Annotated in this window: 8 protein-coding genes; 5 read left to right on the top strand and 3 right to left on the bottom strand. The window is 58.9% G+C overall.

The window, feature by feature from the left end:
* Window position 1 precedes the first annotated feature (1 nt).
* A complete protein-coding gene (locus tag TU84_RS11045; protein WP_048369114.1) occupies window positions 2-1,369 on the top strand; it encodes a glutamine synthetase family protein in 1,368 nt (455 codons plus the stop codon).
* A gap of 121 nt (window positions 1,370-1,490) precedes the next feature.
* Here the strand turns inward: TU84_RS11045 and TU84_RS11040 are convergent, their stop codons facing one another.
* The gene (locus TU84_RS11040; RefSeq protein WP_048369113.1) at window positions 1,491-2,714 is read right to left on the bottom strand and encodes an acyl-CoA dehydrogenase family protein; all 1,224 of its coding nucleotides are present in this window, start codon (window positions 2,712-2,714) and stop codon (window positions 1,491-1,493) included.
* A gap of 405 nt (window positions 2,715-3,119) precedes the next feature.
* Here TU84_RS11040 and TU84_RS11035 point away from each other — a divergent pair, with 405 nt between their 5' ends.
* From TU84_RS11035 to TU84_RS11020, 4 genes are read left to right on the top strand one after another with little or no spacing between them, the layout of a single operon-like run.
* Complete coding sequence (locus TU84_RS11035; protein WP_048369112.1) at window positions 3,120-4,322, top strand: SfnB family sulfur acquisition oxidoreductase; 1,203 nt, start codon at window positions 3,120-3,122, stop codon at window positions 4,320-4,322.
* 16 nt (window positions 4,323-4,338) lie between these two features.
* Entirely contained in the window at window positions 4,339-4,785 is a 447-nt protein-coding gene (locus TU84_RS11030; protein ID WP_048369111.1) for an acyl-CoA dehydrogenase, read from the top strand.
* A 4-nt stretch (window positions 4,786-4,789) separates the two neighbouring features.
* A complete protein-coding gene (locus TU84_RS11025) occupies window positions 4,790-6,190 on the top strand; it encodes an LLM class flavin-dependent oxidoreductase (RefSeq protein ID WP_048369110.1) in 1,401 nt (466 codons plus the stop codon).
* Between the two features lie 28 nt (window positions 6,191-6,218).
* Window positions 6,219-7,655, top strand: coding sequence for an FAD/NAD(P)-binding protein (locus tag TU84_RS11020; RefSeq protein WP_048369109.1), 1,437 nt, complete (start codon window positions 6,219-6,221; stop codon window positions 7,653-7,655).
* A gap of 115 nt (window positions 7,656-7,770) precedes the next feature.
* Here TU84_RS11020 and mgrA read toward each other — a convergent pair whose 3' ends face one another.
* Window positions 7,771-8,808 (bottom strand): L-glyceraldehyde 3-phosphate reductase, encoded by a 1,038-nt coding sequence (mgrA, locus tag TU84_RS11015; protein ID WP_048369108.1) that lies wholly within the window; start codon window positions 8,806-8,808, stop codon window positions 7,771-7,773.
* A 234-nt stretch (window positions 8,809-9,042) separates the two neighbouring features.
* Window positions 9,043-11,544 (bottom strand): RHS repeat domain-containing protein (locus TU84_RS11010; protein WP_162207685.1); only part of this gene is annotated, 2,502 nt, incomplete at its 5' end.

Here is an 11,544-nt window from a genome sequence, read left to right as displayed (position 1 = left end):
TATGCAGTTTGCCGATAGAAAAGAAGCTGAAGCCTTTTTGGCTGCGAACCCGCAAGTGCGCAGCATCGAGCTGTTCCTGATCGACGCCAACGGCGTGCCGCGTGGCAAGTTGTTGCACCGCGATGAGCTGCTGGCCATTTACGACAACGGGCGACCGCTGCCCAGTTCGATTCTGGCGTTGACCCTTCTGGGTGAAGACGTTGAAGGCACCGGGCTGGTCTGGGACGTGGCCGACGCAGATTGCTGGACATACCCGTTGCCCGGCAGCCTGACCGTGCAACCCTGGCGCACCACGCCGACCGGCCAGTTGCAGGTGAGCATGCACCCCGAACAGGGCTTGCCAGCGGCCCCGGCTGATCCCCGGCATGTGCTTGCGCAGACCATTGACCGGCTCAAGGCCGACGGTTACCACCCGGTGATGGCGGTTGAGCTGGAATTTTATTTGCTCGACCGCCAACGTGACGCCAATGGCCGCCCGCAACCTGCATTGCAAGCCAATGGCGTGCGCCCGCAGGCGCCGCAGGTGTACGGGATTTACGAGCTGGAGCAGCTACAGCCGTTTCTGGACGACCTGTATGCCGCCTGCGAAGCGCAAGGCTTGCCGGTGCGTACGGCGATTTCCGAGTACGCGCCCGGTCAGGTCGAGCTCACCCTTGAGCATCGTTTCGACGCACTGCAGGCCATCGATGAAGGCGTGCGCTACAAACGATTGGTCAAAGGGGTGGCCAACAAGCACGGGCTACAGGCTTGTTTTATGGCCAAGCCGTTCAGCGATCAGGCGGGCAGCGGTTTGCACCTGCACGTGAGTCTGGCCGATGAACAGGGGCATAACCTCTATGCCAGTGATGACCCGCACGGTACGCCGCTGCTGCGTCACTCCATCGGCGGGATGATGCACACCCTGACGGACTCGCTGGCGATCTTTTGCCCTCATGCCAACTCGTACCGGCGCTTTCAGGCCAGCAGTTATGCGCCATTGGCCAAGAGTTGGGGGGTGAACAACCGCACCGTGTCATTTCGCGTACCCGGTGGCCCTGCGCAGAGTCGGCACATCGAACATCGCATCTGCGGCGCCGACGCCAACCCGTATCTGGCGGCGGCTGCGTTGCTGGCAGGGATCCATCTCGGCATTCGTCAGCAGATCGATCCGGGGGCGCCGATTGTAGGTAATGGCTATGAGCAGGCGACTGACTTTCTGCCCACCGACTGGCTCACTGCGCTGTTGGCACTGGAGCGCTCAAGCTGGGCACGGGAAGCGTTGGGGGAGGGGTTTATCAAGGTCTACCTGGCGATCAAGTGGCAGGAGTACCGGCTGTTCAACGCTGAAGTGGGTGAGCAGGACTGGCGCTGGTATTTGACCCACGTTTGAACCTTGCAAAACCTGTAGTCGCTGCCGAGAAACGAGGCTGCGTTGGGTTGCGAAGCGACCCCTCTGAAGGCGGTCCTGCGGCCCGCATCGCAGCCTCGTGCCTCGTCAGCGACTACGTCTTTTAGCTTTTTACGCTGTTGCCGATCTGCCAGACGTATTTGGGTTCGATGCCGTTGACCACCCAGTCGCCGATGATCCGCGCCTTGAAGATCCACGGGTTATGCGAAGCGGCGGTGCGGGCATTACGCCAGTGACGGTCCAGCGATTTGTTGATGCTGACCCCCGAGGCACCTAGTGCATTGAACAGGTCGGTGGTTGCCCGCAGTACCAGTTCCGAGACCACGACCTGAGCCTTGGACGTTTCAATTTCGGCGTCGATATTGGCCTGGCGTTCGGCTTCGGCATCGTTGGCAAAACGCGCAAGGTAAGCGCGCTGCAGCGGTTCGGCCGAGCGCAGGGTGGCCGCTTCGGCGGCGTAGATCTGTGCCGAGATTTGCCCCACCACCTGCTGTATTTGCGGGTCGCCGTGCGTGGTATCGGCAGAGCCCTGGCTGAACACGCGCTTGCGGGTGCGCACTTCATGGGCCACATCGCGCTCCACGGCACGACCAATCCCGGCCAGTACTGCCAGCAAGACCAACTGATAAAACGCGGTCTGGTATTTGAAGCGGGTTTCGAACGGGATCACCTGCTCGGCGCTCAGCGGTACCTCGACATACAGCGACGTGCCGCTGCCGGTGGTGCGCTGGCCAAAGCCGTCCCAGTCATCGCTGTGGCTGACGCCTGAGTGACGGGCGTCGACGATGGCAATCACATCGGCGCCGTTGTCCGAGCGCTGCGCGTAGACGTCCACCCAGTCGGCAAAAATGCTGCCGGTGCTGTAATACTTGGCGCCGTTGAGCACAAAATTCTCGCCTGCCGGGCGCACTTTGGTGATGACCTCGCCGATTTTAACCGCGCCGATTTCGGTCCAGCCGTTACCCACCAGATCCCCCGCTACAAAACGCGCAAACCAGGCATCCCGCGCCGGGCTTGGCGGAGCATTGAGGCGGTCTTCGACAAAGGCAAAATGGCCACGCAGCGATTGCACAATGTTCGAGTCGGCCTCAGCCAGTTCAATCAGCAACTGGAACAACTGGCTGATTGAAGCCCCCGCGCCGCCGAACTCCACGGGCACCCGAACGGCGCCAAAACCGGCTTCTTTCAGCCAGCGGATTGGCTCAAAAGGCAGGTCGCGTGCCTGCTCGCGCTCCACCGTCCCGGCGGCGATTTGCCGGAACAGTGGGCGAAAACGATTGGCCAGCGTTTCGTAGTCGGTGCCGACGGACAAAGGGTTTTGACTCATAACAATGCTCCTGCATAAATAAAGGTCACTGGCATGTCCGTTGCACAGTCTGTGCCGTTAAATCGCAAGCCGATAATTCGGGCGTTTGGTGCTTTTTTGTCAGCTCAACTGTTGGCGTTGCAACAGTGGATTAACACGTTGTACGCCAATCCAACAGCACCGCTCCGGGCTTGCCTTGCGATCTTTTTTTTAAGATCAAAAGATCGCGAGGCAAGCTCGCTCCTACAGGTATGTGTTGCTATGGCAACTGTTGCTTAGCCAACAGCAAGTGGACAGATTGCACGTGAGTTGTTGTTATCTGTTCAACGTTAAATTTAATAACTATCTGATTTATAACGATATTTAAAAACGGCACGACCTGTGCAATGGGGACTTCAGTGTTTTCCACTGGATTGGAGTCTGCCCATGAGCATTTCTGTATCACCCCCTGCCAAGGCCCATGTGATCGCCTCTGATGCCGAGGCCATCGAGATCGCCAAAGCCCTGGCGGTGCGTTTTGCTGAAGAAGCCTCGGTGCGTGACCGTGACCGGCGTTTGCCGGTGGCCGAGCTGGATCTGTTTGCCGCCAGTGGCCTGTGGGGCATTACGGTGCCCAAGGCCTACGGTGGGGCCGGGGTGTCGTATGTCACCGTTGCTGAGGTGATCAAGATCATTTCGGCTGCCGACTCATCATTGGGGCAAATCCCGCAAAACCACTTGGGCGTGCTGGATATCCTGCTGCACACCGGCAGCGAAGAGCAAAAGCGTTACTACTACGGCAAAGCCCTGGAGGGCTGGCGTTTCGGCAACGCGTTTTCTGAATCCAAGAGTAAGAATGTCGGCGCCTTTCAGACCCGAATCCGCTTTGAAGACGAGCATGCCGTGGTCGACGGTGAGAAGTTTTACTGCACTGGCGCACTGTTCGCCCATATCGTCCCGGCGGTGGGCGTGGATGAACAGAATCGTCCCTTTATCGCCTTCGTCGAGCGCGACAATCCGGGGCTGACCATCATTGACAGTTGGGACGGTTTCGGCCAACGCACCACCGCCAGTGGTGGTGCGGTACTGGCAGGCGTGCGCGTGCCATTGAGTGCCGTGATCCCGGCGTACAAAGCCTTTGAAGAGCCCACGGCAGACGGTCCGATCTCGCAAATCATTCAGGCGGCAGTGGACACCGGCATTGCCCATGGCGCCTTTGAACAGGCGCTGATTCATGCGCGGTTGTCCCGCCCGTGGGTCGACAGCCAGCTGGATCACGGCTGGCAAGACCCTTACACGATTGCCGCCATTGGCGATTTGCAATGGCGTCTGCACGGCACCGACGCGATTCTGGCCAAGGCCGGGCGGGCCATTGATCACGCGTTGCGCTCGCCCAGCGAAGAGAGCGTGGCTGAAGCCTCGGTGATTGTGGCTCAGGCCAAAGTGCTTTCAGCCGAGATCGCCTTGCTCGCCAGCAGCAAGCTGTTCGAGCTGGCCGGTACGCGCTCGGTGCTCGGCAAACACAACCTCGACCGCTTTTGGCGCAACGCCCGAACTCACACCCTGCATGACCCGGCGCGCTGGAAATACCACCTGATCGGCAATCGTCTGCTCAACGGCATCCTGCCTCCACGCCATGCCTGGAACTGATAGAGGACTCACCACCATGAACAGCCCGGCAATCGCTTTGCCCAACCAGCTTGCAGCAGCGGCCGAAGACCTGCGTCTGGCCCGACAAGGCCTGGAGCAGACCCTCACATTCGTTCGCGAACAGGCCCAACCGTGGGCGCTCAGCGGCTTAAGCAAGGCCGTGGACGACCCGTACATCATCGGCAAGTTTGGCGACCTGAATATTCGCCTCGACGTGGCCGAAGCCCTATATCTGCGTGCGCAACACTTTGTTGGCCCGGCTGCCGAGACCCTGGTGGCGACGGCCGAAGCCGTGCTCGCCAGCGCCGAAGCGTTGCAGGCGGTGGGCAACGTGCAGCAAGAACTCACTGGCAGCCGTTCACCGTCGCCTTCTCTGGAAGGCCGCGAACCCTTGCGCTGGCAGGCCCGGATTATTGGTAACTACCGTTTGAACGGCGTCATACCGCCTCAGCTTCAGGAGTAAACAGATGTCCCGTGAAATTCGTCTCAACGCTTTCGACATGAACTGTGTGGGCCACCAGTCGCCCGGCCTGTGGGCGCACCCGCGTGATCGTTCGTGGCAATACAAGGACCTGGAATACTGGACCGATCTGGCAAAAATCCTCGAGCGCGGCAAGTTTGACGGCTTGTTTATCGCCGACGTGCTGGGTATTTACGATGTTTATCGCGGCAACGGCGAGGCGGCGATTCGTCAGGCGGCGCAAGTGCCGGTCAATGACCCGCTGCAACTGATTCCACCCATGGCGATGGTCACTGAGCATTTGGGGTTTGGCCTGACTGCGTCGTTGTCGTTTGAGCATCCGTACCCGTTCGCCCGTCGTCTGTCCACGCTTGATCACCTGACCAAGGGCCGTGCCGGCTGGAACATCGTGACCTCATACCTGGAAAGCGGCGCCAAGAATCTCGGGCAGAAAACCCAGACAGCCCACGACTCGCGCTACGACTTCGCCGAGGAATACCTGGAAGTTTGCTACAAACTCTGGGAGGGCAGCTGGGAAGACGGCGCGATCCTGCGTGACCGTGAGCGCCGGGTGTTCAGTGATCCGAGCAAGATTCATGAGATCCAGCATGTCGGCGAGCACTTCCAGGTGCCCGGCATTCACCTCTGTGAGCCATCGCCGCAGCGTACGCCGGTGTTGTACCAGGCCGGAGCCTCCAGCCGTGGCAAGCAGTTTGCCGCTGAACATGCCGAGTGCGTGTTTGTGGCATCGCCGTCCAAGGCCTTGTTGAAAAAGACCGTGGCTGATATTCGCCGTCGTGCTGCCGAGGCGGGCCGTGACCCGTCGAAAATCCTGATTTTCAACCTGCAAACGGTGATCGTCGGTGAGACCGACGCCAAGGCCAAAGCCAAGTTCGAAGAGTACAAAAGCTACGTCAGCTACGAAGGGGCGATGGCCTTGATTTCAGGCTGGACCGGTATCGACTTCAGCCAGTTCAAGCCTGACGAGCCGCTCAAGCACGTGCACACCAACGCCATTCAATCGGCAGTGGAAACCTTCTCGACTGCCGACCCGAACACCATCTGGACGCCAAATGCGCTGGCCGACTGGGTGGGTATCGGTGGTTTTGGCCCGTTGTTTGTCGGCGGCCCGGAAACCGTGGCCGACCTGCTTGAAGAGTGGGTGGCCGAGACCGACGTCGACGGGTTCAACCTGGCTTATGCCGTGACCCACGAAACCTTTATCGACGCGGTGGAGTTGCTGGTACCTGAGTTGCAAAAGCGCGGGGTGTACAAAAAGGAATATGCGCCGGGTACATTGCGCGAGAAACTGTTTGGCGAGGGCCCGAAACTGGCGGATTGGCACCCCGGTGCCGGCTACCGTAACCTCGGCGAACTGAACCGGGCGCGTGAAAAAGAACGTGCGTGATGAGCTGTTTTCAAAAGAGAGAATACCCATGAGTGAGCCACAAGGCGGACAGGCAACGCCTGCCATCCGCGAGGCCGATGTGTTGATTGTTGGCGGTGGCCTGAGCGGCACCTTGCTGGCCATGCAATTGCTGCGTTTGCCGGGTGCCCGGAATATCGTGCTGGTCGAGCCGCGGGTCGAACTGGGGCGGGGCGAGGCTTACAGTGCCACAGAACTTGGGCACACCCTGAACGGCAATGCGGCGCGCATGAGCATTGACCCGGACGATGCCGACGATCTGACGCGTTGGCTCAAAGCGCATATTGCAAGTGGTGGCTGGCCTGAGTCGGCGGTGCAGGACGTGCCGGTCGAGCACCTGTTCCCGCCACGCGGGCTGTTTGGCCAGTATGCCCAGCAGCGGCTGGCCGAAGCATTGGCCACCGGTTCGGCGCAAGGCTCAAGCCTGACCCATGTGCGTGACGAAGCCATCGACCTGCAAACCGAGCAAAATCGGGTTCAGGTGACCCTTAAGGACGGTCGTCAGTTGCAGGCGGCGGTGGCCGTGTTGGCCACCGGCATGTTCCCGGCCGCGCGTACGGCGCAGCGCCAGTCCAGCGGCCTGAACGCGGCCGCGCTGGACCCTTGGGATGTTCAGGCATTGCGCGGTTTGCCGGTGGATGCACGGGTGCTGATCATTGGCTCCGGGCTGACCATGGTCGATGCGCTTGAGTCGTTGAATCGGGCCGGGCATCGAGGCTCCATCGAGGTATTTTCACGGCACGGCCTGTTGCCGCACGTACGGCGTCAGCCACCGGCCTGGGAAGACTTTTTGACCCGGGACCCGCAGATTCGCAGCCCGTTGCAATTGCTCCGAGCGTTGCGTCGCCAGTGTGAGCTGGCCGAGGCGGCGGGCATTGACTGGCAGGCACCGCTGGACACCGTGCGCGTGCATATCGGTCGGTTGTGGAGCCAGGCCAGTGATGTTCAGCGCCGCCAGTTTGTGCGCCATGTGCGGCCGTGGTGGGAAAGCCATCACCACCGTTCCCCGCCGCAGGGTAATGCCTTGTTGGAGCAACTGTTGGGGGAAGGGCGCTTGACCATCAATGCCGCGTCACTGCAGGGCGTGGAGGTCAGCGCTGACGGGCGTCCACGGGTTCACCTGCGCTATCGTGGGCAGGCGCAGGTGAGGGTGGTTGAAGGGGATGGCCTGATCAATTCCACCGGCATTGAATACGACTGGCGTCGGGTCGATAAAGCCTTGCCGCGTCAGTTGTTGGAGCGGGGTTTGATTCGTGCAGGCAACCTGGGCCTGGGTATCGCCGCTGATCCGTCAGGGGCTGTGCTCAACGCACAGTCGGAACCGGCGAAACGCCTGTTTGCCATGGGGCCGCCGTTGCGTGGCGAATGGTGGGAAAGTACCGCCGTGACCGATGTGGCCTTGCAGGCCAAGGCGTTGGCTGCGCGGTTGGCTGAACGCGGGTTGTAACGGCTTCACTCTTTTGGTGGGAGCGGGCTTGCTCGCGATAGGGCGCACGCGGACGTCAATGACACCGCGTTGTCTGTATCGCGAGCAAGCCCGCTCCCACCGTCAAAAGAGTGGGTTATTCAGCCGTTGACGGTTTTTCCCATAGGTTGATCCCGCCTTCCTGGGCAAAGCGGTCGATTTCGGCCAGTTCTTCTGCGCTGAACGCCAGGTTCTGCAACGCACCGACGTTTTCGACAATTTGCTCAGGGCGGCTTGCGCCAATCAGTGCCGAGGTCACGCGCGGGTCACGCAGGGTCCAGGCCAGTGCCAGTTGGGCCAGGCTCTGACCACGGCGTTTGGCGATCTCGTTGAGCGCGCGTACATGGGCAATGTTGCTTTCAGACAAGTGCTTGCTCTGCAACGAACCACCACCCGGGCGATTGACCCGCGCATCAGCCGGAATGCCATTGAGGTATTTGTCCGTCAACAAACCCTGCGCCAGCGGAGTGAAAGCAATCACCCCGGTGCCGAGTTCTTCGGTGGTGTCCAGCAGGTCCTTTTCCACCCAGCGATTCAACAGGTTGTACGCCGGTTGGTGGATCAGCAGCGGTACTTTCCACTCTTTGAGCAGCGCCGCGATTTCACGGGTTTTGACCCCGGAGTACGACGAAATCCCGATGTACAGCGCCTTGCCTTGTTGTACCGCGGTGGCCAGGGCGCTGGCGGTTTCTTCCAGCGGGGTGTCCGGATCGAAGCGGTGCGAGTAGAAAATATCGACGTAGTCCAGGCCCAGGCGCTGCAGGCTCTGGTCAAGGCTGGCGAGCACGTACTTGCGTGAGCCGCCGCCCTGGCCGTAAGGGCCGGGCCACATGTCCCAGCCTGCTTTGCTGGAGATGATCAACTCATCGCGGTAGTGCTTGAAGTCTTCGCGCAGCAAACGGCCAAAATTGATCTCGGCACTGCCATACGGCGGGCCATAGTTGTTGGCGAGGTCAAAGTGGTTGATGCCCAAGTCGAAAGCGGTGCGCAGCAAGGCGCGCTGGGTGTCGATGGGCGTGCTGTCGCCAAAGTTGTGCCACAGCCCCAGGGACAGGGCTGGCAGCACCAGCCCGCTGCGGCCTACGCGGCGATAAGGAATGGATTCATAGCGGTTTTCGGCTGCGGTATAAGTCATCGAAAAGTCTCGTGTTGAGAAGGTAGAGACCCTGCATCCCGGTTGGCCGGACGCTTCAATCCCAAGTGATCACGCAGTGTCGCAGGCGTGGGATGAGGCGATATGCGCCCCGGTTGCCCGCGGTTTTCGGCCTTGTTTGGCGAGGCTTAGGTTCGCTCTGCCTTTCGATCAGGTCAACACCTTAATCAATCCTGTGTATAGACAAGACGAATGACTTATCGAACAAACGTCAAGCTATCGACCTGTATGTATGTTTTTGGCCGGGCCGCTATAATTTTTTAGTTGTTTTAGCACAACGCCGATTCTTTTCATAAATGAGTTATTTACGTTTCCCTGTGTGTCGATTTTTTCTGCGTAGGCTATATCTTCCACCTCAAAATAGGTGTGTGGTGCTATTAGTCGCTCATACTCTTCAAGTACAGGAGACGCTATTCCATAGACAAGAGGGGCAGCCTCTGCGTTCTTAATCAAATAATGCGCAAGTGTTGTAGTCGTTTCTTTTTCTGGGCTGTCCGTCAAGGTTTGAGCATAGGAATTACTTTCCGAAACCGCCATCAATAATGCTTGATTAGAGACAATGTCACCTTTGTTGATAGTCTTGCCCCACGGTATATCATCGCTATGTGCGTATTCATCCGTGCGCAGTAGAACCGCTTTGTCAATGGTGAGTTTGCTAATGCTCGACTGTAAGTTTACATAGGCTTTTCGGAATTTATTATCCAGAGGCTTGTTTTCGGCAAGATGTTGATTGAGTTCGTAGCTTATAGCGTCCGGGTAATCATCGCTATCCATGAAATCATGGTATTCAAATGCGTCGCCAATACTGCTCCATCCCCGAATGGCCGCTTTTTCATCCATGCTTAATGCATCAAAGCGATTAACATACTCCGACATGTCCAAAGGGTGAACTTCGGTTAAGTTGATCTCGTCAGAAAAAGCAACTTCTGCTGCTAGAGAAGTGTTGAGTGCTCCCAAAGTTCTAATTAAAAAGCGTCCTGAAGATTCTTTTCTTCTATAAGGCGTTTTGACAATGGCGTCTTCAAAGTTTCGTCCATCATTATCGGTCAGACGTATTGGGGAGTTTGCTACAAACCGATAGTGGTTCAATCCATCCACATCCCCCGCCGGATCCGGATTAATCCAGCGCTGCAACCACGGCGCGTAATATCTAAACCCGTAGTAATACAACCCGGTTGCATCCCGTTCTTTACCCGAAAAACGAATCACTTTGTAGCGGGCTTCCAGTGCATTTTTGGCCGCCCACCAAGCCGTACCGCCGTAGGGATAGTAACTTTCCTGACTCAGCAACTCGCCATTTTGATCCAGCTCCAGCGTGCTGCTGCCCAAATGGTCGTTCACGCTGTAACGGTGTTGATGCTGGCCATTATCACGGTTCAACAAACGCACGGCATTACGCCCCGCTTGGGCAAGCACCACGTGCAATTGCTCGCCTGTCGTTCGGCTGCGGATCTCCAGCCCCGGCAAGTAGCGCACTTCGCTGATGTGTTCACCGCCAAGGGTTTTGGCGCGGCGCACTTTACGCACGCGCTGGCCGCCGCCGTCATAAATGTAGGTTTCCGTATCGTCGTCCTGACCATCGGGATCTTCGCGCTGCACCTGCGTTACGTGCTGCAACTGGTTGCGGCTGTCCCACTGCATAAGTTGGCCCGGTGCCAGAGCCTGTTGATTGCCGTTGGCATCAAACGCCTTGGCAAAATCTATCGGCGAACCGTCCTTGAACAGGCTGCGGTTGCTGCGTGCGTCGACGACCATTTCGCGGGTACAGCTGTTGCCAGCTCCGGCAGCGTGCTTGAGCCGGGTCAGGTTGCCGCCACTGTCGTAGCTGTAGGTCTGGCTGTAAGTGCGCCAACGGCTGTCATCTACCGGGCCGAAGATCTCTAGCCCCGGCAGACCCGGGCCGATGGTTTGGCTGGCGTTTTCGCGACCGGTGGCGCTGATCAGTTGATAGAGCGTGTCATAGGTGAAGGTACTGACTGCCTGAATACGCTGCCCGGCAAACCATTGCACTGACTGGGCAAGGTCTTCGATGCGGGTGATGTTGCCTACCGGATCGTACTGGTAGTTCAGGTCCTGTAGCGTCTTGCCGTCTGACCTTTTGGCCTTGAGGTTGGACAGCAGACCGTCCCGAGCCGAGTAATAGGCCGTGGTAGTGACGCCGTTGCCTGCCAGCTCAATTTCTACCTGACCAAAGACGTTGTAGGTCGTGCTTTTGAGCAGGGCAACGTCGTCCAGCCAGGACGCAAAAGGTTGCCCGGCCACATCAAATTCAAAACGTTGCACATGCCCAAGGGCATCGATTTGCTCGATGACCGTGCCCAAAGCATCGTGACGCCAGCGTGTGGTGTAAACCGCGTCTTCAAGATCAGCTTCAGATGCGGGCCAATGGGGCTGCGTCAGTGCAGTGCAGAATCGCCGGGCTTCGCTCAGCGGCTGCCCGGTGAGGGCAAATGCGTCATGCCACAGACTGCCCGCCTGATCATCGTGGCGAAGCAGTTGCCCGCAGCGGTTGTGGTGGGCGTCTTCTTCGTCGGCACCCGCGTAGGTAAAACGCTCCACGCACAGCGGCGGCTCGTGTTCGAACACATTCACTGGTCGCATCAGTTCATCGTAGGTAAAGCGCCGATGGGTGTCGCGCCCGTCCCAGCTATCACGCAACTGCCCGGCGGCGTCATGACAGGCAAGCCGCCAGCCGGCATCCACGCTCGTGGTCAGCAG

This window comes from Pseudomonas helleri, from assembly GCF_001043025.1.
Lineage (GTDB): Bacteria > Pseudomonadota > Gammaproteobacteria > Pseudomonadales > Pseudomonadaceae > Aquipseudomonas > Aquipseudomonas helleri.
The sequence above is the reverse complement of the archived record's forward strand: the minus strand, read 5'-3'. Positions and strand labels throughout refer to the sequence as shown.

Coding starts and splice junctions, on each gene's coding strand:
- TU84_RS11040 (WP_048369113.1), bottom strand. CDS start 2,714: ATGAGTCAAAACCCTTTGTCCGTCGGCACCGACTACGAAACGCTGGCC.
- TU84_RS11045 (WP_048369114.1), top strand. CDS start 2: ATGCAGTTTGCCGATAGAAAAGAAGCTGAAGCCTTTTTGGCTGCGAAC.
- mgrA (WP_048369108.1), bottom strand. CDS start 8,808: ATGACTTATACCGCAGCCGAAAACCGCTATGAATCCATTCCTTATCGC.
- TU84_RS11020 (WP_048369109.1), top strand. CDS start 6,219: ATGAGTGAGCCACAAGGCGGACAGGCAACGCCTGCCATCCGCGAGGCC.
- TU84_RS11030 (WP_048369111.1), top strand. CDS start 4,339: ATGAACAGCCCGGCAATCGCTTTGCCCAACCAGCTTGCAGCAGCGGCC.
- TU84_RS11025 (WP_048369110.1), top strand. CDS start 4,790: ATGTCCCGTGAAATTCGTCTCAACGCTTTCGACATGAACTGTGTGGGC.
- TU84_RS11035 (WP_048369112.1), top strand. CDS start 3,120: ATGAGCATTTCTGTATCACCCCCTGCCAAGGCCCATGTGATCGCCTCT.